Origin of the sequence: Caballeronia sp. NK8 (assembly GCF_018408855.1) — a bacterium.
Taxonomy (GTDB): domain Bacteria; phylum Pseudomonadota; class Gammaproteobacteria; order Burkholderiales; family Burkholderiaceae; genus Caballeronia.
In genome coordinates this window covers 1753429-1777209 of record NZ_AP024322.1, presented here as the reverse complement: position 1 = coordinate 1777209, position 23781 = coordinate 1753429, and the positions used below count along the sequence as shown (strand labels likewise).

Below are 23781 nucleotides of genomic sequence, written 5' to 3'. Positions count from 1 at the left end.
TCTTGATGCGTATTCTTGTGCGCGGCTTATTTCGCCGGCGTGGCCTGATTGGCCGGCTGTGCGCTCGCCTGTTGCTGCCCGCTGCCGTCGACCGCGAGATTCGTGCTCGTCGCGTCGAAGCCGCCGCCGAGCGATTTGATCAGCGCGATTTGCAGATCGGTGCGCTTCAGGCGCAGATTCGTCACGGTCTGCTCGTTGGCGAGGCGGTTTTCGTCGGCGTTGAGCACCTGCAATTGCGGCGACAGCCCGGCCTTGTAGCGGATCACCGCGAGCTGATACGCGCTTGACGCCGCCGTGAGGGCGCGCTGGGCGTCGGCCATCTGCTTGTCGAGCGAGCGGATCGCGGAAATATTGGTCGCGACGTCGCTCAGCGCGTTGATGAGCGTCTGATTGTAGTTCGCGACATCGCCTTCGAAATCGGCGTAACGGCCCTTCAACTGGGCGCGCAGCGCGCCGGCGTCGAAGATCGGCAGATGCACCGCCGGCCCGATCTGAATCTGCCGGCTGCTCGCCTGCAGGAAGCGGCTCCAGCCGAACGCGTCGAAGCCGAAGGCCGCCGCGAGGTTGATGTCCGGGAAGAACTCGGCCTTTGCTTCCTTGATGTTGTGCGTCGCGGCTTCGACCTGCCAGCGCGCGGCGACGATATCCGGGCGGCGCGCGACGAGATCGGCGGGCACGTTGTCGGGCAGCGTCACGCTGACGTCCGGCTTGATCACGGGCTTGGCGATCTGCAGACCGCGGTCCGGGCCTTTGCCGAGCAGCGCGGCGAGCTGATAGCGGACGGTTTCGATCTGTCCGTCGAGCTCGGTCGAGTTCGTCTGGCTCGTCGCGACGTTGCCTTCCGCCGTGCGCCGCTCGACGTTGGTGTCGAGACCGGCGGCGACGCGTCCGTTCGTGATGCGCCCGACGTCCTGCCGGTTCGCGATCTCGCGCTGGGAGACGTCACGCAACGCGTAGAGCAGCGCGAGCTGGTTGTAGGTGCGCGCAACCGACGTCGCGAGCGAGACGCGCGCCTGCTGCATGTCGGCCTCGGCGGCCTTCTGCTGCGACACCGCCATGTTCAGCCGCGAGCGATTCTTGCCCCACAGATCCAGTTCCCACGACGCGCTCGCGAGCACGTTGTTCTCGCTGAACCAGGTGCCGCCGTAGGGCGGCGGGAAGAGGGCGTTGGCCGAATACAGCTCGCGGGTCCACGAATACGACCCGTTGACCTTCGGATAGAGCGCCGAGCGCGATGTCTCGATATACGACGACGCCTTCGCGATGCGCGCCTGCGCCTGCGCGATGGACGGATTGTCGGCGAGCGCCTCGTCGATCAGCTGCGGCAGTTGCGGATCGCCAAACTGCTTCGCCCAGTCGAGCGCGGGCCACTGGCCGCCCTGGCCTGGCACGCTTTGCGTGGCCTCGAAGTTTTCGGGCGCGGCAATCTGCTTGTCGCTCGAAATGCCCGCATAGTTCGCGCAACCGGCGAGCGCGAGCGCGGCCGCCGCAACGGCGACTGCACTCTTCACACGGCTTTCGCCGCGAAACGCGGACGGGGAGAGGTGTTTCATATCTCGTCTCTTGAGAAGAGAATTAAAGATGGACGCTGCAATCAATTTGTAGGCTTGTGATGACCAATTTGCTTGTCATCGCAATGACGTACCAGGCTTATCATTGCTGGCCAGCAGAGGCGCCACGGAAGGATCGCAGGAATTCGCAAGAATTCGGCGCAGCATGCTCTTCAGAAAGCCCACTTCCTCCGGCGTGAAGCCGGCAAGAAGGTTGTCCAGCACGCGCGTGAAAATGGCGGGGATCTTCTCAGCAATCGCCTGGCCTTCTTCCGTGAGCGCGAGGCGTACCACGCGGCGGTCTTCCTCGCTGCGCACCCGCGAGAGCAGGCCACGCTTCTCCAGCCGGTCGATGAGGCGCGTCACCGCGCTCGCATCGATGCCGTATTCGCGGGCGATGTCCGCCGCCGTCAGGCACTTGCCGACCGCCAGCATGAAGAGAATGCTGGCCTGCGTGCTCGTGATGCCCAGTTCGGACGTCGTGTGCTGGGTGACCATGTTCCACATGGTCGAGCGCACCCGGCTCATCAGATAGCCGACGCTCTCGGCGAGCACATAGTCGCCGATCGCCGCGGATTTGGGAGCGTCGCTCATGGAAATATTTGTGCGATTGCAATAGTTGACTAGGCAGGATTATAGGTGGGCGTTACGAGTGCCGCAAGGATCTTTTCTGAAAGCGCTTAACAATCGTGCGGACCGGCGCACGCGCAGCGCCGCGCTTGCTGGCCCGATTTACGGGTTGCGTCCTATTGCGAGGAAAGGTCATCCGTGCGTGCTATAATTTACGGTTCTCACCGCGCCGGGCCCGCGTAGTCATGCTTGCATGACGTTATCAAGGGGGGCTTGCCGAGCCATGAAGTCTCGCTGAAGAGGCTGCTCCGACGGCGCACAACCAAGACATCTCTATATGACTCGCGCCCTCCGCAATATCGCCATCATTGCCCACGTCGACCACGGCAAGACCACGCTCGTCGACCAGTTGCTCCGCCAGTCGGGCACGTTCCGGGAAAACCAGCAGGTCGCCGAGCGGGTCATGGACTCGAACGACATCGAAAAGGAACGTGGCATCACGATCCTGGCGAAGAACTGCGCCGTCGAATACGAAGGCACCCACATCAATATCGTCGATACGCCGGGACACGCGGACTTCGGCGGTGAAGTGGAACGCGTGCTGTCGATGGTCGACTCCGTGCTGCTGCTCGTCGACGCCGTCGAAGGCCCGATGCCGCAAACGCGCTTCGTCACGAAGAAGGCGCTCGCGCTCGGTCTCAAGCCGATCGTCGTGATCAACAAGGTGGACCGTCCGGGCGCGCGTATCGATTGGGTGATCAACCAGACCTTCGATCTGTTCGACAAGCTCGGCGCGACCGAAGAGCAGCTCGACTTCCCGATCGTGTATGCGTCGGGTCTGAACGGCTACGCCGGTCTCTCGCCCGAAGTGCGCGAAGGCACGATGCGCCCGCTCTTCGAAGCCATTCTCGAACACGTGCCGGTGCGCCCGGCCGATCCGGACGGTCCGCTGCAATTGCAGATCACGTCGCTCGACTACAACTCGTATGTCGGCCGTATCGGCGTGGGCCGCGTCGCGCGCGGTCGCATTCGCCCCGGCATGCAGGTCTCGGTGCGTTCGGGTCCGGAAGGCGCGATCATCAATCGCAAGATCAATCAGGTGCTGTCGTTCCACGGCCTCGAGCGCGTGCAGGTCGAAGAAGCGCAAGCGGGCGATATCGTGCTCATCAACGGTATCGAGGAAATCGGTATCGGCGTGACGATCTGCTCGCCGGACAATCCCGAAGCGCTGCCGATGATCACCGTCGACGAACCGACGCTCACGATGAACTTCCTCGTGAACTCGTCGCCGCTCGCGGGCAAGGAAGGCAAGTTCGTGACGAGCCGCCAGATTCGCGACCGTCTCACCAAGGAACTGAACCACAACGTGGCGCTGCGCGTGAAAGACACCGGCGACGAAACCACGTTCGAAGTGTCGGGCCGTGGCGAATTGCATCTGACGATTCTCGTCGAGAACATGCGCCGTGAAGGCTATGAGCTCGCGGTGTCGCGTCCGCGCGTGGTGCTGCAGGAAATCGACGGCGTGAAGTGCGAGCCGTATGAAAACCTGACGGTCGATATCGAAGACCAGCATCAGGGCGGCGTGATGGAAGAGCTCGGCCGCCGTAAGGGCGAAATGCTCGACATGACGTCGGACGGACGTGGCCGCACGCGTCTTGAGTACAAGATTTCGGCGCGCGGTCTGATCGGCTTCCAGAGCGAGTTCCTGACGCTCACGCGCGGCACGGGTCTGATGAGCCACACGTTCGATTCGTATGCGCCGGTGAAGGAAGGCTCGGTCGGCGAGCGCCGCAACGGCGTGCTGATCTCGCAGGACGATGGCGCCGCCGTCGCCTATGCGCTGTGGAAGCTGCAGGATCGCGGCCGCATGTTCGTGACGCCGGGCGATGCGCTCTATGAAGGCATGATCATCGGCATTCACAGCCGCGACAACGACCTCGTCGTGAACCCGATCAAGGGCAAGCAGCTGACCAACGTGCGCGCGTCGGGCACCGACGAAGCCGTGCGCCTCGTGCCGCCGATCCAGCTGTCGCTCGAATACGCGGTCGAGTTCATCGACGACGACGAACTCGTCGAAGTGACGCCGCAGTCGATCCGCCTGCGCAAGCGTCATCTGAAGGAACACGAGCGTCGCCGCGCGAGCCGCGAAGGCAACGCCGAGTAAGTATCCGGAATCGGTTCGTATCGCCAGAACAAGAGCCGCCTTCGGGCGGCTTTTGTCGTTGTGCGAAGCCGTGGAAGAGTCCCTTGCGTATCTCACAAAAGCCCGCACATGCTTGTTGCGCAAAGGATGACGAGGGCAGGGCACATGCGGCGTTCCGTCATATGACTATTCGTTCTGTGCTATGCTTCTCGGATTAGCTGTCGCTATTAGGTCCTTCCAAGCAGACTTGATTCGCGCAATCCGCTAAACGGTCAGGCCGTGGCGCGGAAGGTTTCGTAACCCGCACTTCCTCGAGAAACTCGAAGAAAGGTGAGCGTAAAATGATGAAGCAATTCCAGTCGAACTCTTATCTGTTCGGCGGTAATGCTCCGTACGTCGAAGAGTTGTACGAGCAATATCTCGATAATCCCGCGTCAGTGCCCGAGACCTGGCGCGCCTATTTCGACGCGTTGCAGAACGTGCCTGCATCCGACGGCACGGCTCACAACGACGTGGCTCACGGCCCCATCGTCGAATCTTTCGCCCAGCGCGCGAAGGCGAACGCCTTTCTGCCGCGCGAAAGCACCGGCGACCTCACCACCGCACGCAAGCAGGTCTACGTTCAATCGCTGATTGGCGCGTATCGATTCCTCGGCACGCAGTGGGCGAACCTCGATCCGCTCAAGCGCCGCGAGCGTCCCGCGATTCCCGAACTCGAACCCGGCTTCTACGACTTCACCGAAGCCGACATGGATCAGGTGTTCAACGCGAACAACCTGTACTTCGGTTTCGAGCAGGCGTCGCTGCGCGACATCGTCAAGGCGCTGCGCGACACGTACTGCGGCACGATCGGCGCCGAGTTCATGTACATCAGCGATCCCGAGCAGAAGCGCTGGTGGAAGGAGAAGCTCGAGTCGATCCGCTCGACGCCGAACTTCTCGAACGACAAGAAGAAGCACATCCTGAATCGCCTGACGGCCGCCGAAGGCCTCGAGCGTTTCCTGCACACCAAGTATGTCGGCCAGAAGCGTTTCTCGCTGGAAGGCGGCGAAAGCTTCATCGCTTCGATGGACGAAGTCGTCCGTCACGGCGGCGCGAGCGGCGTGCAGGAAATCGTCATCGGCATGGCGCACCGTGGGCGTCTGAACGTGCTGGTCAATACGCTCGGCAAGATGCCGGCGGACCTCTTCGCCGAATTCGAAGGCAAGCACGTCGATGACCTGCCGGCCGGCGACGTGAAGTATCACAAGGGCTTCTCGTCGGATGTCTCGACCGAAGGCGGGCCGGTTCACCTGTCGCTCGCGTTCAACCCGTCGCACCTGGAAATCGTCAATCCGGTGGTCGAAGGCTCGGCCAAGGCGCGTATGGATCGCCGCGGCGACGAAGAAGGCCTGCAAGTGCTGCCGGTGCAAGTGCACGGCGACGCGGCCTTCGCGGGTCAGGGCGTCGTGATGGAAACGCTGAACCTCGCGCAGACGCGCGGTTACGGCACGCACGGCACGCTGCATATCGTCATCAACAACCAGATCGGCTTCACCACGTCGGACCCGCGCGATGCGCGCTCGACGCTGTACTGCTCGGACGTCGTCAAGATGATCGAGGCGCCGGTGCTGCACGTGAACGGCGACGATCCCGAAGCCGTCGTGCTCGCGACGCAGCTTGCAATCGACTTCCGCATGAAGTTCCACAAGGACGTGGTCGTCGACATCATCTGCTTCCGCAAGCTCGGCCACAACGAGCAAGACACGCCGGCGGTCACGCAGCCGCTGATGTACAAGACCATCGCGAAGCACCCGGGCACGCGCGCCGTCTACGCGGAAAGGCTCGTGCAGCAAGGCGTGATCACGGCGGAAGACGCGGACAGCTTCGTCAAGGAATATCGCCAGGCGATGGACGAAGGCCATCACACGATCGATCCGGTGCTCTCGAACTACAAGAGCAAGTACGCGGTCGACTGGGTGCCGTTCCTGAACCGCAAGTGGACCGACGCGGCTGACACGGCGGTTCCGCTCGCCGAACTGAAGCGCCTCGCCGAACGCCTCACGACGATCCCCGAGAACTTCAAGGTTCACCCGCTGGTCGAGCGCGTGATCAACGACCGCCGCGCGATGGGTCTGGGCGAAGCCAAGCTCGACTGGGGCATGGGCGAGCACCTCGCGTTCGCATCGCTGGTGGCGTCGGGCTACGCCGTGCGTCTGACCGGTCAGGATTCGGGCCGCGGCACGTTCACGCACCGTCACGCCGTTCTGCACGATCAGAACCGCGAGCGCTGGAACGACGGCACCTACATTCCGCTGCAGAACATCGCGGAAGGCCAGGCCAAGTTCACGGTGATCGACTCCGTGCTGTCCGAAGAAGCGGTCCTCGGTTTCGAGTATGGCTATTCGACGGCCGAGCCGAACACGTTCGTCGCGTGGGAAGCGCAGTTCGGCGACTTCGTGAACGGCGCGCAGGTCGTGATCGACCAGTTCATCTCGTCGGGCGAAGTGAAGTGGGGCCGCGTCTCCGGTCTCACGATGATGCTGCCGCACGGCTACGAAGGCCAGGGTCCGGAGCACTCGTCGGCGCGCATCGAGCGCTTCCTGCAACTGTGCGCGGATCACAACATGCAAGTGGTCCAGCCGACCACGCCGGCGCAGATCTTCCATCTGTTGCGCCGTCAGATGATCCGCCTGTTCCGCAAGCCGCTGATCATCGCCACGCCGAAGTCGCTGCTGCGTCACAAGGAAGCCGTGTCGGATCTGTCGGAACTGGCGAAGGGCTCGTTCCAGCCGGTCATCGGCGAAGTCGACGAAGCAATCGAGCCGAAGAAGGTCAAGCGCGTGATCGTGTGTTCGGGCCGCGTGTATTACGACATCGTCGCGCATCGCCGCGAAGCGAAGAGCAACGACGTCGCCATCGTGCGTATCGAGCAGCTGTATCCGTTCGCGCACAAGCAGTTCGACGCGGAAATCAAGAAGTTCGAAAACGCGACCGAAGTGGTCTGGGTGCAGGACGAGCCGCAGAACCAGGGCGCCTGGTTCTATGTGGAGCACCATCTGCGCGAAGGCATGCGCGAAGGCATGAAGCTGGCCTACAGCGGCCGTCCGGCTTCGGCATCGCCGGCAGTCGGCTACTACGCGAAGCACTACGAGCAGCAGAAGGCGCTCGTGGAAGGCGCGTTCGGCCGCCTGAAGGGCGCGCAAGTCATCGCGAAGTAAGCATTGCTCGATGGGACCGGCTCAGCCGTTTGCGTAACGGCGGCTCCCCGGTCCCTCGCTCGAACACACAGACACGCATTAGGACATACAGAAATGGCTATCGTAGAAGTCAAGGTTCCCCAGCTTTCCGAGTCGGTCTCGGAAGCGACCATGCTGCAATGGAAGAAGAAGCCGGGCGAGGCTGTCGCCCAGGACGAAATCCTGATTGAAATCGAGACCGACAAGGTCGTGCTCGAAGTGCCCGCGCCCTCCGCTGGCGTGCTGGCGCAGGTGATCAAGCACGACGGCGATATCGTCACCGCCGACGAACTCATCGCGAAGATCGACACCGAAGCGAAAGCAGGCGAAGCGGTCGCCGCTGCCGGCGACTCCGAAGTGAAACCCGCGCCGGTCGCGGAAACGACTGCCGCCGCCGCTGCTCCGGCTGCTGCGCAAGCGTCGGCGGGCGCAACCGGTGGCGCGTCGTCGCCGGCCGCGACGAAGATTCTGGCCGAGAAGGGCGTGTCGGCGGATCAGGTTTCGGGTTCGGGCCGCGACGGCCGCATCACGAAGGGCGACGCGCTCGCCGCTTCGGCATCGGCTCCGGCACCTGCCAAGGCTGCTGCACCGGCTCCGGCAGCCGCGCCCGCGCGCGCCGCGAAGCCCGCGCTGCCGCAAGTCAGCGCGCCGGCATCGGCCGACCAGTGGCTGAAGGACCGCCCGGAACAGCGCGTGCCGATGTCGCGTCTGCGTGCGCGTATCGCCGAGCGCCTGCTCGAATCGCAGCAAACCAACGCCATCCTGACGACGTTCAACGAAGTCAACATGGCGCCGGTCATGGATCTGCGCAACAAGTACAAGGACCGCTTCGAGAAGGAACACGGCGTGAAGCTCGGCTTCATGTCGTTCTTCGTGAAGGCGGCCGTCCACGCGCTGAAGAAATTCCCGCTCGTGAACGCGTCGATCGACGGTAACGACATTGTCTATCACGGCTACTTCGACATCGGTATCGCGGTCGGTTCGCCGCGCGGCCTGGTCGTGCCGATCCTGCGCAACGCGGATCAGATGAGCCTCGCCGACATCGAAAAGAAGATCGCCGAATTCGGCCAGAAGGCGAAGGACGGCAAGCTGTCGATCGAAGACATGACCGGCGGCACGTTCTCCATCTCCAACGGCGGCGTGTTCGGCTCGATGCTGTCGACGCCGATCATCAACCCGCCGCAGTCCGCGATTCTCGGCGTGCACGCCACGAAGGAACGCGCGGTCGTCGAGAACGGCCAGATCGTGATCCGTCCGATGAACTACCTCGCGCTGTCGTACGACCACCGCATCATCGACGGCCGCGAAGCCGTGCTGTCGCTGGTCGCGATGAAGGACGCGCTGGAAGATCCGGCCCGTCTGCTGCTGGACCTGTAAGAAAAGCATTTCGCCTCGGTGCGCGCGATAGGCTCGCGCGCACCGCACGAGGCTGCTCCGCATGAGCGGAGATAGACCCCAAAGGAAAGTCATGTCCAAGGAATTTGATGTCGTCGTGATCGGCGCGGGCCCGGGCGGCTATATCGCGGCGATTCGCGCAGCGCAGCTCGGCAAGACGGTTGCGTGTATCGAGAAGTGGAAGAACCCGGCCGGCGCGCTCAAGCTCGGCGGCACGTGCCTGAACGTGGGCTGCATTCCGTCGAAGGCGCTGCTCGCGTCGTCGGAAGAATTCGAAAATGCGTCGAAGCATCTGGCCGATCACGGCATCAGCGTGTCGGACGTGAAGCTCGACGTGTCGAAGATGCTGGCCCGCAAGGACGGCATCGTCGAGAAGATGACGAAGGGCATCGAGTTCCTGTTCCGCAAGAACAAGATCACGTGGCTCAAGGGTCATGGCAAGTTCACTGGCAAGAATGCTGCCGGCGTGCAGATCGAAGTGTCTGGCGAAGGCGAAACGGAAGTCGTCACGGCGAAGAACGTGATCATCGCGACGGGCTCGAAGGCGCGTCATCTGCCGAACATTCCGGTCGACAACAAGATCGTCGCGGACAACGAAGGCGCGCTGTCGTTCGACGCGGTGCCGAAGAAGCTCGCCGTGATCGGCGCGGGCGTGATCGGTCTGGAACTCGGCTCGGTGTGGCGGCGTCTCGGCGCGGAAGTGACCGTGCTGGAAGCGCTGCCGCAATTCCTCGGCGCGGCGGACGAGTCGCTCGCGAAGGAAGCCGCGAAGCAGTTCAAGAAGCAGGGCCTCGATATTCACCTCGGCGTGAAGATCGGCGAAGTGAAGACGTCGGACGAGAGCGTGTCGATCGCTTATACGGACAGCACGGGCAACGCGCAGACGCTGGAAGCGGATCGCCTGATCGTGTCGATCGGCCGCGTGCCGAACACCGATAACCTCGGCCTGGAAAGCATCGGCCTGAAGGCCAACGAGCGCGGTTTCATCGACGTCGACGACCATTGCGCGACGAGCGTGCCGAACGTGTACGCAATCGGCGACGTCGTTCGCGGCCCGATGCTCGCGCACAAGGCGGAAGACGAAGGCGTGGCGGTGGCGGAAATCATCGACGGTCAGAAGCCGCACATCGACTACAACTGCGTGCCGTGGGTCATCTACACGGAACCGGAAATCGCGTGGGTCGGCAAGACCGAACAGCAGCTCAAAGCCGAAGGCCGCGAGATCAAGACCGGCCAGTTCCCGATGATGGCCAACGGCCGCGCGCTGGGTATCGGCAAGGCGGAAGGCTTCGTTAAGATGATCGCCGACGCGAAGACCGATGAAATCCTCGGCGTGCACGTGATCGCCGCGGACGCATCGGACCTGATCGCGGAAGCGGTGGTGGCGATGGAGTTCAAGGCGGCGTCCGAAGATATCGGCCGCATTTGCCATCCGCATCCGTCGCTGTCGGAAGTGATGCGTGAAGCGGCGCTCGCCGTCGACAAGCGCGCGCTGAACATGTAATCAAGCTCGGCTTCGGGCAGGCATCGCACACGAAGGCGAGCGGATCAAACCGCTCGCCTTCGTCACTTCATACGGCAGAAGATGAACGTCACCGAATACTACGAAAACGAACTGCGCACGCGGGGTTATCAATCGGACGAGGCGCAGCTCGCGGCGGTCGCGCGCCTGCAGCAGTGCTACGAGGAATGGGTCGCGTACAAGGCGCGCCGCTCCAATGCGCTGAAGAAGTTTCTCGTGCGTCCGGACTTGCCGCGCGGTGTCTACATGTGGGGCGGCGTCGGGCGCGGCAAAAGCTTTCTGATGGACAGCTTCTACGCGATCGTGCCCGTGCAGCGCAAGACGCGCCTGCATTTTCACGAGTTCATGCGCGAAGTGCATCGCGAGCTGGAGGAGCTGAAGGGCCAAGCCGATCCGCTCGACGAACTCGCCAGACGCATCGCCAAACGCTTCCGGCTGATCTGCTTCGACGAGTTCCACGTCTCCGACATCGCCGATGCGATGATTCTCTATCGCCTGCTCGACCGGCTTTTCAAGAACGGCGTGCAGTTCGTGATGACGTCCAATTACCAGCCGGACACGCTCTATCCGGAAGGGCTGCATCGCGATCGTCTGCTGCCCGCGATCGAGCTCATCAAGGAGCATCTCGACGTGCTCAACGTCGATTCAGGCACCGACTATCGCAAGCGCACGCTGTCGCAAGTGAAGGCGTATCACACGCCGCTCGGCGCAGCCGCCGACAAGGCGTTGCGCGCCGATTACGCGAAGCTCGCCGCCGTGCCCGACGAAAGCCCGATCCTGCATATCGAAAAGCGCGAGATCAAGGCGTTGCGCCGTGCCGACGGCGTCGTGTGGTTCGACTTCGCCACGCTGTGCGGCGGGCCGCGCTCGCAGAACGACTATCTCGAACTGGCGAACCGCTTTCACGCGGTGATTCTGTCCGATGTGCCGCAGATGACGCCGCGCATGGCATCCGAGGCGCGCCGCTTCACCTGGCTCATCGACGTGTTCTACGACCACAAGGTCAAGCTCCTGATGTCGGCGGCCGTGCCTGCGGAGGAGTTGTACGTCGAAGGGCCGATGGCCAACGAGTTCGCGCGCACTGTTTCGCGCATCGTCGAGATGCAGTCGAAGGAATATCTGGAAGCGCCACGGCGCGTTACGGATATTTCGCTGACCTAATACGAGAATCAAAATTCTGTGATCAGCCAATCGGCATAAGGCTTTTGCGGCTTTTTCAAGATTCGGACCTCTCTGATTTGCTGGCTTTCGGGGACTCGGTATCGTCGGTACCAGTTTTCAGTCAGCAAATTGGAGAAATTACCGTGAAGCCCTACCGCGACATGTCCGACGAAGAATGGCAGATGGTCGCTCCGCTGCTTCCCGAACTGCGCCCGCGTTCGGAGCTGCGTGGACGGCCCCTCGCCAATACCCGCGCCGTGCTCAACGGTGTGCTCTGGGTGATGTACAGCGGTGCGTCGTGGTCCACGCTGCCGCGCAAATATCCGTCGTATCAGACGTGCCATCGGCGTTTCAAGACGTGGCACGAGTCGGGCGTGCTGTTGCGCGTGATGACGCAGCTGTTCGGGCCGGCAGGCGAATCGCTCTATGCGTTGATGACCTCGCGCATGCGTGTGCCGGCGGAATTCAAGCAGGAACTCGCCAACATGCCTGAGAGCGTCTACGGGGACGAGGCGCATAAGCATCAGCGTCACGCTGCCTGATCGCGTAACGCGCCAGAGCGAGATGAGCAAAGCCGGTCGAAGACACGCGTCTTCGGCCGGCTTTGTCGTATCTGAACCTTACTGCTGGCGCACCCAGGTCTGCGAGCGCCCCAGCAGCGATACGCCGACATACCCGCGCACGACGAGCTTCTGCCCGCCGTCCTCGAGCTTCATCTTGCATTTGTAAAGCTTGCCGTGTTCGGGGTCGAGAATCTGGCCGCCGTCCCATGCATCACCGTTCTGCCGCATTCCTGTGATGATCGTCATGCCCTTGATCAGCTGATCGCGACGGTCGTCGGTACAGGCCGTGCAGCGCTTTTCCGGCTGATCGAATTCGCCGATGCCGCGCACGACCTTGCCGGACAACTGACCGCTGCCGTCATCGACGATCTGGATAATCGCCTTCGGCTTGCCGGACTGATCGTCGATGGTTTGCCAGGTGCCGACGGGCGTCGGCGTCTGGGCGAACGCGCTTGCGGCGATAAACGCGCCGAGTGCGCCGAGTGCGCCGAGCGCGCCGAGCATCAGGCGCGCGCCGCGCCGGCCGATGGAACGGGTCATCATCGTCTCCTTATTGTGATCGCCCGAGCATACGAGAAAGCGACCGTTTTCGTGTGGGAGGAAACGTTCTAGCGGCGCGCGCTCGACACTCAGACGCCGCGCTTCAGTCCCGCTTCGAGCGTGGCGAAAGTACGCTCGTCGGTGCGATCGAAATGCAGCGGCGTGACCGACACGCCACCGGCCGCGACCACCGCCGTTTCGCTATCGGGCGAATTCGGGCGCGGGCCGCGCTGAAAGCGCAGCCAGTGATAGTCGATTCCGCGCGGATCGACGAGCGGCAGCACATCGATGCCTTCCACCAGCCCGACGCCCTGTCGCGTCACGGTGAGCGGTCCGGCGGCGGATGCGTCGCAATCGGGGAAGTTGACGTTCAGGCACGTGGGCGCTTCGTGGGAGATCGCCAGCAACTGGCGGATCACGCCCGGCGCGAGTGCGCGCGCCGTATCCCAGCGCACGTTCTCACGGTCGGTGAAGGTCTGGCTGAGCGCGATCGACGGCAGTCCGAGCAGCAGGCCCGTCATCGCGGCGCCGACGGTGCCGGAGAACATCGTCTCGACACCGAGGTTCGCGCCGCGATTGATGCCCGACAGCACGAGCGTGGGCGGCGCGTCCTTCATGATGTGGCGCGCGCCCATCACGACGCAGTCGCCGGGCGTGCCCTGGACGCCGTAGCGTCGTTCACCCTTGCGCGATACGCGCAACGGCGAGTGCAGGCTGATGGAGTGCGAGGTGCCGCTCTGGTCGTGTTCCGGGGCGATGACCCAGACTTCGTGCGCGAGTTCGGCGGCGACGGCTTCGAGCACGGCGAGGCCGGGCGCATCGATGCCGTCGTCGTTGGTGATGAGTACACGCTGCACGATGGGTGAAAGGGCGGACATCGCGAATGACTCCTTGGTCGAAGGTGAAAGGAATCGACCGATTATTACAGAGTTCGCGTGGCCGGGCGTCCGCGAGGCCCGTATCCGGGAGGCGCTTACTTGACGCCGAGGCCGCGCAGCACCGCGTTGCCGTCGTCGGTCAGGCGCACTTGCGGCTTGCCCGCTTCCGGCGACACGATCTCGACATAGCCGTACTCCCGCAGCGACGCGACATCGGGCGTGGCGGCCATCGCGTCGATGGGCGCGTGCAGCAGCAACAGCAGCGTGGCGATCTCGTGATGGCTCAGCAGCCTTTTGATGGCTCGCACGGGAGCCGAGATGGGACGACGGAGGTTCATGATGAAGCCCTCAGGTTTGCACGACGATTCGCGGCGCGACGGGCCTGAAGCGGTGTGCGCCGACGTTGATGTCGATGGAGTGCGGGCAAGGTTATCGGCGGATTCTTAGGCGAAACTTAAAACCTGCACGCACGCCCGGAGCGCGATTGTTACTTTAGGTGTCACGAAATCAGCAGGCATTTCATTGCGATTTCGGTCAGAAACGATAGTCGGGATTTCTTGGGTCGAATGTCAGACCGTCGAAGGCTTGAGGCTCGATACGCTCGAACACGACGCTTTCGAAAATATTGCCGTCGTTGTCGTAGGACTCCAGCGTGCGAAAGAGCGGACGTTTGAGATCGAGCCCGAGCACTTCCTTCTTCGCGTAGAACTCGGGCTGCCCCTCGGCTGTTTCATACGTGAGCGCGACCACGCGAATCCCGTTGACGGTCTTCACTTCGATCTCCGACGGCTTCGTGATGCCCGCTTCGGCGAACTTGCGTCCTTCTTCGATGAAGCGCTGCGAGATCGAGACGATGCCGAGCTCGCGGATCGAATGATTCGATTGCGTGCGGGCGAAAGCGCCATTCACCGACGTCCACATCGGCACGACGCTCAGCAGGCCGCCGAGATGACCATAGAGTTCGTCCGGCCGCGTGGAATCGTCGTAGATGACTTCCTGGCCCGCGTGCGCGCCATCGGGCAGCCATTTGGCGTAGATGCGCAGCGGCTCGTGCGCGACGCGCACAAGCATGTGATCCGCACGCTTCGGCCACTTGCCCTTGATGCGCTCGCGCCGGCGCATCGTGAACTCGCACGACGCGTAATCGCGCAAGCCGTCCTGCAGATAACGCGGCAAGGTGCCCGCATCGAGCGAGCGAAACAGGGCGACGAGTTGCGCGTCGTCGAGTTTCGCGAGCGCGCCGCTCGCCGCCGATTCAGACAGCCATTGCGCCTGCTGCTCGACACTCATCGTGCCGACGCGCGCGGCTTCGTCCGTCGCCTGCGTCTGCGCCCGGGCGAGCACACTCGCGAGCGCGATGGACAGACACAACCACAGACACAACCGGCGGCATCGCGCACGCGGCATGAGCATCTCCGAAGGTCAGTCCTGCGATTTCCGTGGTATCGACCCGTCTTCGCGCAACTCGCGCCGGAGCACCTTGCCGATGGTCGTGAGCGGCAAGGTGTCGCGAAATTCGACGTAGGATGGCACCTTGTAGCCGGTCAGGTGTAAACGGGCGAACTTCAGCAGTTCTTCCACTGTAAGCGTTTCATCGCGCCGCACGACGAACGCCTTCACGCGCTCGCCCGTCACCGGATCGGGCACGCCGATGACCGCCACCGCGCGCACTTTCGGATGCGCGGCGAGCACGTCCTCGATCTCGTTCGGATACACGTTGAAGCCCGAGACGATCATCATGTCCTTCTTGCGATCGATGAGCCGGATGATGCCACGCGCATTCATCACGCCAATGTCGCCGGTCGCGAGCCAGCCATTCGCGTCGATGTTTTTCGCGGTGTCCTCGGGACGGTTCCAGTAGCCTTTCATCACTTGCGGGCCCTGCACGCACAGCTCGCCGGGTTCGTCGATGTTCGCCCACGCGCCGTCCTCGCGGCGCAGGCGCACGAGCGTGGACGGCACCGGCACGCCGATCGTGCCGTCGAATTCGCTGCCGCCGTGCATGTCGACGACCGGCGTCGCGCAGACGAGCGGCGAGCATTCGGTGAGGCCGTAGCCTTCGACGAGCGTCTGGCCCGTCATCGCCCTGAAGCGCTCGGCGACGACGCGCTGTGTCGCCATGCCGCCCGCCATTGCGAGCTTGAGCGCGGAGAAGTCGCGCCGGCGGAAGGCGTCGTGGTCCATCAGCGCGCTGTAGAGCGTGTTGAGCGCGGTGATCGCCGTGAAGTTTTCGTGACGCAGCGCGCGCAACAGAGAGTCGATGTCGCGCGGATTGACGATCAGCACATTGCGCGCGCCGATCGCGAGAAACGCGAGCGCGTTCACGGTCAGCGAATAGATGTGATAGAGCGGCAACGGCGTCACGATGGTCTCTTCGCCATCGACGAGCCGTCCGCCCGCCCACGCGAGCGCCTGCAACAGATTGGCGATCACGTTGCGATGCGTGAGCATCGCGCCCTTCGCGACGCCGGTCGTGCCGCCGGTGTATTGAATGAACGCGATGTCGCCGTGACCGACTCGCACCGGCTCGAACTTCTGCCGCGCGCCGCGCGCGAGCGCGAGCGGCAGGCGCACGGCATCGGGCAGCGCGTAGGCGGGCACCTGCTTCTTAACGTGCCGCAGCAACAGATCGATGGTGCGGCCTTTCAGATTGAGCCCGTGTCCGAGCAGATCGCCGAGTCCGGTCACGATGACGTTCCTCACGCGCGTGCCCGGTTGCGCGTCCTGCACGGTCTTCGCGAATCTGTCGAGCACGACGACAGTCTGCGCGCCGCTGTCCTTCAGTTGATGACTGAGCTCGCGCACCGTGTAGAGCGGATTCACGTTCACGACGATCGCGCCCGCGATCAGCGTGCCGAAGAGCGCGACGGGATAGACGAGCGCGTTGGGCATCATCAGCGCGACGCGGTCGCCGGGCTTCACGCCGATGCCCTGCAGATACGACGCGAATGCGTGGGCCTTCTTGCCGAGCGCGGTGAACGTCATCTCGGAGCCGAGGCTCACGAACGCGACGCGATCGGCAAACCGCTCGACGCACTCGTCGAAGAAATGCGCGAGCGATCGATAGCGCAAAGGGTCGATCTCGCGCGCGACCTCCGGCGGATACGACGCGTACCAGATGCCGTCGGTCGCGTGCGGCTCCGAAGCCTCGCGCGGCGCTGCCTGTCCCGGGCTCATGTGGTGTCTCCGTTGGCGCCGCGCGTGTTCGTCGATGGCGCGCCTTATTCTTTCACTTCTGCCGCTTACCGCTCCAGTATCGCGACGACGCCCTGGCCGCCCGCCGCGCAGATCGAGATCAGTCCGCGCAACGGTTTGCCGTCGCTGCGTCCGGGCGCTTTCGCCAGCATCTTCGCCAGCGTCCCGACGATACGTCCGCCCGTCGCGGCGAACGGATGGCCGGTCGCGAGCGAGCTGCCGTTCACGTTCAGGCGCGCGCGGTCGATCGAACCGAGCGGGCCGTCGAGTCCGAGCGCGATGCGGCAGTATTCGTCGTCTTCCCACGCGGCGAGCGTGCACAGCACCTGCGCCGCGAACGCTTCGTGGATCTCGTAGAAATCGAAGTCCTGTAACGCGAGCCCGGCGCGCGCGAGCATCGACGGCACCGCATAGGCGGGCGCCATCAGAAGGCCTTCGCGCTTGTCGAAGAAATCGACGGCGGCGGTCGCGGAGAACGTCAGGAACGCCTGCACCGGCAGCCCGCGTTCGGCGGCCCATTGCTCGGACGCGAGCAGCACCGCCGATGCGCCGTCGGTGAGCGGCGTCGAGTTGCCCGCGGTGAGTGTGCCGGCGTCGCGATCGAAGACGGGCGTCAGTTGCGACAACTGATCGAGCGACACATCGGGACGCAGCGTGTTGTCGCGCGCGAGGCCTCGATAGGGCGTCATCAGATCGTTGAGGAAACCGCGCCCATATGCGGCCGCCAGCTTGCGATGGCTTTCCTGCGCGAGCGCGTCCTGCGCCTCGCGCGAAATCTTCCAGCGTTTGGCCATCAGCTCGCAGTGCTCGCCCATCGAGAGGCCGGTGCGCGGTTCCGCGTTGCGCGGCAACAGCGGCCTGAAGAACATGCCGGGCCGCAGCTTCGCGAGCGCGCCCACGCGCGCGCCCGCCGAGCGGCCGCGATTCGCTTCGAGCAGGATCTTGCGCATGCGCTCGTTCACGGCGATGGGCGCATCCGACGCGGTATCGACGCCGCCCGCGATGCCCACCTCGATCTGCCCGAGGGCGATCTTGTTCGCGACGAGAATGGCGGTTTCGAGGCCGGTGCCGCAGGCCTGCTGCACGTCGTAGGCGGGCGTTTCCTTCGCCAGCGTGGTCGAGAGCGCGGCTTCGCGCGTCAGGTTGAAGTCGCGCGAGTGCTTGACGACCGCGCCCGCCGCCACTTCGCCCAGTCGCATGCCGTGAAGCTCGAAGCGATCGACGAGCCCCTGCAGCGCGAAGCTCAGCATGTCCTGATTCGACGCGCTGGCGTATGCCGTGTTCGAGCGCGCGAACGGAATGCGGTTGCTGCCGACGATCGCGACGCGACGAACTTCGCTCATGGCAGCTCCCATTCGAAATGGCCGCGCAGATGCGCCCGGTCGCCCGCGAGATTGCGCACTTCGAAGTCGCGCGCGGTGGGCGAGGGCGCAGCGGTCCAGAAGGTCGCATCGCCGGGCAGATAGAGCGGCGATTTGAAATCGCCCTGTGCATACCCGGACGCGAGCGCCTTGACCGGATGCAGCGCCGCGAGCGTACGCGCGAGCGTCCACATGCCGTGCGCGATCGCGCGCGGAAAGCCGAACGCTTTCGCGCTCAGCATGTGCAGATGAATCGGATTGAAATCGCCCGATGCCTTCGCGTAATCGCGCCCGAGTTGCGGCGGAAGCTGCCAGCGCGCTTCGCGGGCGAAGAGCGGCGCGGGCGTGTCAGTAGCATCGGCTATCTCGATCGACGGCGCGGTGGCTTCGCTGCGCACGCCGCGTTTCAGATAGACGCTGTCGCCGTCCCACACCGCTTCGCCGCGCCGGTAGATGCGCGTATGCAGCGTGAACGCCTGGCCTTTCTGATGCGGCATCAGCGGCCCGCATTCCACTTCGATGCGCAAGCCCTGGCCCGCCGCGAGCGGACGCCGCAGCCGCACACTGTTGGACAGATGCACGACGCCGAGCGCGGACCACGGAAACGACGGGTCCGTGAGCATCATCAGATGCAAGGGAAACGCGAGCACGTGCGGAAAGGTGAGCGGCACGCCGTGCTCGGGGATGAACCCGCACACGCGCGCATAGCGGCCGATCTGCTCCGCGTCGAGCTTCACATCCGGGCGCACGAGCCTGAGCGCGGGCAGCTCCGGCGCACGCGCGCGCCGGAACAGCGCCGGTAGCGCGCGGCCATAGAGTTTCGCGGGCGGCGGCAGCGTATCGATGACGACGGTGCGGGCGCGCGGCATGGTCGGTGCATGCATGGGGACGGGTCTCCTCACGCGCCGATCAGGCTTTGGCCGCACACGCGCACCACGTTGCCCGTGATGCCCGCGCTGCCCGGGCTCGCGAGCCACGCGACGGTTTCGGCGACATCGACGGGCAAGCCGCCTTGTCCCATCGAATTGAGCCGTCTGCCGGCCTCGCGTACGCCGAAGGGCATGCGCGCGGTCATGTGCGTCTCGATGAAGCCCGGCGCGACCGCATTGATCGTGATGCCGCGCGCGCGCAAGAGCGGCGCCATCGCGTGCACGCGGCCGATCACGCCGGCCTTCGAGGTCGCGTAGTTGGTCTGTCCGCGATTGCCCGCGATGCCGCTGATCGACGACACCGCGACGATGCGGCCTTGCTCGCGCAACACGTTCTGCGCGAGCAGGACATCGTCGATGCGCGCCTGCGCCAGCAGATTGATGTCGATCACGCTGTCCCACATGTCCGGGCTCATGCGCGCGATGGTCTTGTCGCGCGTGATGCCCGCGTTGTGCACGACGATATCGATGCCACCCGACGCGATGAGCGCGGCGGCGATGTCGGCGGGCGCTTCGGGCGCGGCGATATCCGCGACGAGCGCCGCATGCGCGCCGTCCGACGGCGATGCGTCTTCGATCGACAGCATGGTCTGATCGAGCGCGTCGCGCACGGCGTCGACATCGAGGCCGGTGACGATCGCGCCGTGCTCGGCCAGCACCGCCGCGATCGACGCGCCGATGCCGCGCGCCGCGCCCGTCACGAGCGCGCGCTTGCCCGCGAGCGGCTTTGCCCAGCTCGCCGGGGCGCTGGCGGGCGCGTCGATGGTCACGACCTGACCCGACACATACGCCGAGCGCGGCGACAGGAAAAAGCGCAGCGCGGATTCGAAGTCCGCGCCATCGGCCACGCGCAGCAGGTTCGAGGTGATGCCGTTGCGCGCTTCCTTGCCGAGCGAGCGGACCATGCCTTCGAGCGCGTGCTGCGCGGTGGCGGACGCGACGTCCGCGCGCGTGGCGGGCGGCCGCCCGATGACGACGATGCGCCCGTTCTTCGCGAGCGAGCGCAGCGCGTCGTGGAAGAAGGCGTACAGGGAATGCAACTGGCCGCTGTCGTCGATGCCGGTCGCGTCGAAGATCAGGGCCTGCACGCGGTCGGTGGCGAGCGCGTCGCGTGCGCGCGGCTCGAAGCGGCCGCTCATCGCGCCGTGACGGGCGGCGACGGGCAGCCAGCCGGACGCGCTCTCGTGCGCGACGCCCGTCATGCCGATGCCGGACAATACGGCCATCAGGTCATCGAAGAGCGCCGGCGACGGCCCCGCGCCGATGGCCGCCATGCCGCCGAATTCGGCGTGATCCGCGCGATGGCGGCGCAATGGTTCGGGACGCGGCAGGCCGAGCGAGCGTGCGATGCTCGTGCCGAAGGGCGAATTGACGAAGTCGAGATAGCGGTCTTTCATCGATTGGCGATCGGTCGAAGGGCGCGCGCGGCGGGGCCTGGACGCCTGCGTGCTCAGGCGATAGTTTCGGGCAATGTCCGCTCGAGCGCGTCGCTGCGCTTTTGCAATGCTTCGAGGATACCGAAGTCTGCGGAAAAATCATCGACTTTCACCGCTTCGCGCGCATGGACGGCCCATTCGCCCAGCAGCGCGCGCTCGTTTTCGTCGATCAGACCGCGCGCGGCGGCCGTGTCCGCCCACGCTGCGACGTCTTGCGGGCTTTGCGGCAGCGGGGCGCTCTGGCCCGCTTTGACGGCGTCGCGCAGACGCGCCTCCAGCGCCGCGACGGCGGGCGTGAGCGCGAGAAGCTTTTCGCCGCGTGCGATCGGGTCGTTTTCGAATGCCGAAACGTGCGAACCCGCGACGAGCCGCTCGCGCGCTTCGCCGGGCGTTTGCAGCAACATCGCGACGGCGTTGCCGAGGGCATCGGCGCTGGGCGCGTGCGGCAGGCCGAACGGGAACGCGATCGCGCGCAGGAAACCCGCCGCCGCGCGGTTCGGATAGTTCGCAAGCAGGCCGTCGAACGCGGCGCGCGCCTGGTACAGCGCGTCTTCGGCGCCCCAGCGCACGAGCGGCAGGTCGCTTTCGCGGCGGCCGTCGTCCTCGAAACGCTTGAGCGTCGCGGACAGCAGGTACAACTGCGAGAGGATGTCGCCGAGCCGCGCCGAAAGCCGCTCGCGACGTTTGAGCTCGCCGCCGAGCGTGAGCATCGAGACATCGGCGAACAACGCAAACGCGCTCGACAGGCGCGTGGCGGCGCGGTAATAGGGCAGAAGACGCGCATCGGCGCGCACGGGCTTGCGTGTGAGCGCGCCGCCGCCGAATGCATACACGAAACTGCGCATCGCGTTGGAGGCGAGAAAGCTCGCGTGGCCGAAGAAGGCGTCGTCGAATGCGCGAAGGTCGTTTTCGCGCGTCGCGGCCATTTCCTTGAGCACGTAGGGATGACAGCGGATCGCGCCCTGTCCGAAGATGATCAGGCAGCGCGTCAGGATGTTCGCGCCTTCGACGGTGATCGAGATTGGCATCTGCTGATACGCGCGCGCCAGAAAGTTCGACGGCCCCATGCAGATGCCCTTGCCTGCGACGACGTCCATGCCGTCGTTGATCACCTTGCGCGCGCGTTCCGTGATGTGATACTTCGCGATCGCCGAGATGACCGAGGGCTTCTCGCCGAGATCGACGGCCTGCGCGGACAGCCGTCGCGCCGCGTCCATCACATAGAGGTTGCCGCCCATTCGTCCGAGCGCTTCCTGAATGCCTTCGAAGCGTCCGATCGAGGTGCGGAACTGGCGGCGCGCGGCGGCATAGGCGCCCGTGCCGCGCACGGCGAGCTTTGCCATGCCGACGTTCGACGATGGCAGCGAGATCGCGCGTCCGGCGGCGAGACATTCCATCAGCATACGCCAGCCATTGCCGACTTGGGCGCGCCCGCCGATGACCCAGTCCATCGGAATGAATACATCCTTGCCCCAGTTCGGGCCGTTCTGGAACACCGCGTTGAGCGGCCAGTGCCGCCGCCCGATATTTACGCCGGGATGGTTCGTCGGAATGAGCGCGCAGGTGATGCCGGGGGCTTCGTCATCGCCGAGCAGATGGTCGGGATCGAGCGCGCGAAAGGCGAGACCGAGCACCGTCGCAATCGGCCCGAGCGTGATGTAGCGCTTCTCCCACGTGACGCGAAAACCGAGCGTCTCGCGGCCCTCGTGCACGCCGCGGCACACGATGCCCGTGTCCGGAATCGCCGCCGCGTCCGATCCGGCGTACGGGCTCGTCAGCGCGAAGCACGGGATTTCGTCGCCGCGCGCGAGACGCGGCAGATAGTGACTCTTCTGTTCGTCGGTGCCGTAGTGCAGCAGCAGTTCGGCGGGCCCGAGCGAATTCGGCACCATGACCGATACGGCCGCCGCCGACGAATGCGTCGCGAGCTTCATGATGACCTGTGAATGGGCATACGCGGAGAACGCTTTTCCGCCGTACTGCTTCGGGATAATCATGCCGAGAAAGCCCTGCGCCTTGACGTAGGCCCATGCTTGCGGCGAGAGGTCCTGCCAGATCGCGGTCGTGTCCCAGTCGTTCGACAACTCGCACAGGCGCGCGCATTCGTTATCGATGAAGCTTTGTTCTTCCTGAGTCAGCTTCGGCGCGCCATGGTCGAGCAGGGCGTCCCAGCGCGGCCGGCCAGAGAAGAGTTCGGCGTCCCACCACACCGTGCCGGCTTCGATCGCATCGCGCTCGGTCGACGACATCTCCGGCAGCATCGTGCGAAACATGCCGAGCACGCGATGGCTGATCAGCGCGCGGCGTAGCGGCTTGATGGCGAGCGCGAGCGCCGGAAGCGCGAAGACGATTGCGAGCAGCGTGACGCCGATCGCGCCCGTCACGCCGATGACCGGGCCGACGGCGATCCAGATCGCAAGCGCGGCGAACCACGCGAATGCGGGTGCCTGCAGGAACGTGAGCGTACCGGCGAGCAGGAAGAAGGCGATGACATAAAGGGCGGGCATCACGGGTTCTCCGACGTTTGCAAACTCGAAGCACGCATCGTGCCACGAGTTTCGGGTTGAGATCGTGCCTGTAAGCCGTCTAGAGCCATTCTTCGGAAGTCGTCCGCTTTAAGACGTATCCACTTCATCGCCCACTATGCGGGAGCTATTCTTTCAAAGAATATCGAAACAGATTAAAAGTAATGATTAGTTCGGGTAACTAAACAATGGAAACCGAGCGAAATCTTGACTCCCCCGCGTGAGCGGGGTCGTCAAAGGGTGCTGTGGAAGAACCTCGGCCGGATACCCCACAGCGAGTCACAACACGGGGCTTCTTGTTGCGACCACCTGCCACGCGCATGGTGGCCAAAGGAGCATATTTGGAAGTGGAGACAAGAGATCAATTAGTCAGGCTAAATTTAGGCGCGATACCTGAAGAACTCGACGTTCCGGATTGGGCGCATCTCGAAGGCGACATGCTCTATTTGCTGATCCGTTCCACCGGGGAAGTGCAATACCTGTATGTCCCGCTGGATATCGAAATGCTGAGGCGACTCCGGGAGTCGAACGCGCGCAAGGAAGATGGCGTGTACCTGGACAGCCGCGGTGAGCCGACGCAGCTCGCCATGTATCTGGCGCTGGTTTTTCTGGAACGAGACGTGTCTGCTTCGGCTATTCAACGCGAGCTCGGCATGTCCGACATCACGATGCGCTGGTTGCTCGATGTCTGGCAATGTGCGACCGGCGTCATCGACCCTCACGACCTTCTGCAACTGATTCGTCTGCTGACGTTCGAGGGGAATGGACATGAGTAGCGACAGGCAACGATCGCCA

General features: G+C 64.3%; 18 protein-coding genes. 7 read left to right on the top strand and 11 right to left on the bottom strand.

Annotated elements, in window-relative coordinates:
- Window positions 1-26: 26 nt before the first annotated feature.
- Both NK8_RS08465 and NK8_RS08460 read right to left on the bottom strand, forming a co-directional pair.
- The gene (locus tag NK8_RS08465) at window positions 27-1553 is read right to left on the bottom strand and encodes an efflux transporter outer membrane subunit (protein ID WP_162065819.1); all 1527 of its coding nucleotides are present in this window, start codon (window positions 1551-1553) and stop codon (window positions 27-29) included.
- Window positions 1554-1628: 75 nt separating this feature from the next.
- Window positions 1629-2144 carry a MarR family winged helix-turn-helix transcriptional regulator gene (locus NK8_RS08460; RefSeq protein ID WP_162065818.1) on the bottom strand — a complete coding sequence of 172 codons (516 nt, stop codon included), beginning with the start codon at window positions 2142-2144 and terminating at the stop codon, window positions 1629-1631.
- A gap of 313 nt (window positions 2145-2457) precedes the next feature.
- Between NK8_RS08460 and typA the strand changes: the two genes are divergently transcribed.
- From typA to NK8_RS08430, 6 genes are all read left to right on the top strand, one after another.
- Entirely contained in the window at window positions 2458-4284 is a 1827-nt protein-coding gene (typA, locus tag NK8_RS08455) for a translational GTPase TypA (protein ID WP_162065817.1), read from the top strand.
- 320 nt (window positions 4285-4604) lie between these two features.
- Window positions 4605-7463, top strand: a complete 2859-nt coding sequence (locus NK8_RS08450) for a 2-oxoglutarate dehydrogenase E1 component (protein ID WP_162065816.1) — start codon at window positions 4605-4607, stop codon at window positions 7461-7463.
- Window positions 7464-7556: 93 nt separating this feature from the next.
- Window positions 7557-8858: a 2-oxoglutarate dehydrogenase complex dihydrolipoyllysine-residue succinyltransferase gene (odhB, locus tag NK8_RS08445; protein WP_162065815.1), complete on the top strand. Its 1302-nt coding sequence runs from the start codon at window positions 7557-7559 to the stop codon at window positions 8856-8858.
- Between the two features lie 91 nt (window positions 8859-8949).
- Window positions 8950-10380 carry a dihydrolipoyl dehydrogenase gene (gene lpdA / locus NK8_RS08440; RefSeq protein WP_162065814.1) on the top strand — a complete coding sequence of 477 codons (1431 nt, stop codon included), beginning with the start codon at window positions 8950-8952 and terminating at the stop codon, window positions 10378-10380.
- An 81-nt stretch (window positions 10381-10461) separates the two neighbouring features.
- Window positions 10462-11559 (top strand): cell division protein ZapE, encoded by a 1098-nt coding sequence (zapE, locus tag NK8_RS08435; protein ID WP_162065813.1) that lies wholly within the window; start codon window positions 10462-10464, stop codon window positions 11557-11559.
- A 143-nt stretch (window positions 11560-11702) separates the two neighbouring features.
- Complete coding sequence (locus tag NK8_RS08430) at window positions 11703-12101, top strand: transposase (protein WP_213226055.1); 399 nt, start codon at window positions 11703-11705, stop codon at window positions 12099-12101.
- 78 nt (window positions 12102-12179) lie between these two features.
- Here NK8_RS08430 and NK8_RS08425 read toward each other — a convergent pair whose 3' ends face one another.
- The 9 genes from NK8_RS08425 to NK8_RS08385 all read right to left on the bottom strand — a co-directional run bounded on the left by NK8_RS08425 (window position 12180) and on the right by NK8_RS08385 (window position 22968).
- Window positions 12180-12662, bottom strand: coding sequence for a DUF2147 domain-containing protein (locus NK8_RS08425; RefSeq protein WP_213226054.1), 483 nt, complete (start codon window positions 12660-12662; stop codon window positions 12180-12182).
- Between the two features lie 89 nt (window positions 12663-12751).
- On the bottom strand, window positions 12752-13540 hold the full coding sequence (gene surE / locus NK8_RS08420) for a 5'/3'-nucleotidase SurE (RefSeq protein ID WP_213226053.1): 789 nt from the start codon (window positions 13538-13540) through the stop codon (window positions 12752-12754).
- A gap of 95 nt (window positions 13541-13635) precedes the next feature.
- Window positions 13636-13878, bottom strand: coding sequence for a hypothetical protein (locus NK8_RS08415; protein WP_162065810.1), 243 nt, complete (start codon window positions 13876-13878; stop codon window positions 13636-13638).
- A gap of 196 nt (window positions 13879-14074) precedes the next feature.
- A complete protein-coding gene (locus tag NK8_RS08410; RefSeq protein WP_213226052.1) occupies window positions 14075-14947 on the bottom strand; it encodes a DUF1571 domain-containing protein in 873 nt (290 codons plus the stop codon).
- 15 nt (window positions 14948-14962) lie between these two features.
- Entirely contained in the window at window positions 14963-16717 is a 1755-nt protein-coding gene (locus NK8_RS08405; protein ID WP_225936145.1) for an AMP-binding protein, read from the bottom strand.
- Window positions 16718-16782: 65 nt separating this feature from the next.
- A complete protein-coding gene (locus NK8_RS08400; protein ID WP_301549855.1) occupies window positions 16783-18078 on the bottom strand; it encodes an acetyl-CoA C-acetyltransferase in 1296 nt (431 codons plus the stop codon).
- Window positions 18075-18980 carry a MaoC/PaaZ C-terminal domain-containing protein gene (locus NK8_RS08395; protein ID WP_213226050.1) on the bottom strand — a complete coding sequence of 302 codons (906 nt, stop codon included), beginning with the start codon at window positions 18978-18980 and terminating at the stop codon, window positions 18075-18077. The genes NK8_RS08400 and NK8_RS08395 overlap by 4 nt, the downstream gene beginning before the upstream one ends.
- A gap of 14 nt (window positions 18981-18994) precedes the next feature.
- Complete coding sequence (locus NK8_RS08390; RefSeq protein WP_213226049.1) at window positions 18995-20422, bottom strand: 3-oxoacyl-ACP reductase; 1428 nt, start codon at window positions 20420-20422, stop codon at window positions 18995-18997.
- 53 nt (window positions 20423-20475) lie between these two features.
- On the bottom strand, window positions 20476-22968 hold the full coding sequence (locus NK8_RS08385; RefSeq protein ID WP_213226048.1) for an acyl-CoA dehydrogenase: 2493 nt from the start codon (window positions 22966-22968) through the stop codon (window positions 20476-20478).
- A 365-nt stretch (window positions 22969-23333) separates the two neighbouring features.
- Between NK8_RS08385 and NK8_RS08380 the strand changes: the two genes are divergently transcribed.
- Window positions 23334-23762: a hypothetical protein gene (locus NK8_RS08380; protein WP_213228564.1), complete on the top strand. Its 429-nt coding sequence runs from the start codon at window positions 23334-23336 to the stop codon at window positions 23760-23762.
- Window positions 23763-23781 lie beyond the last annotated feature (19 nt).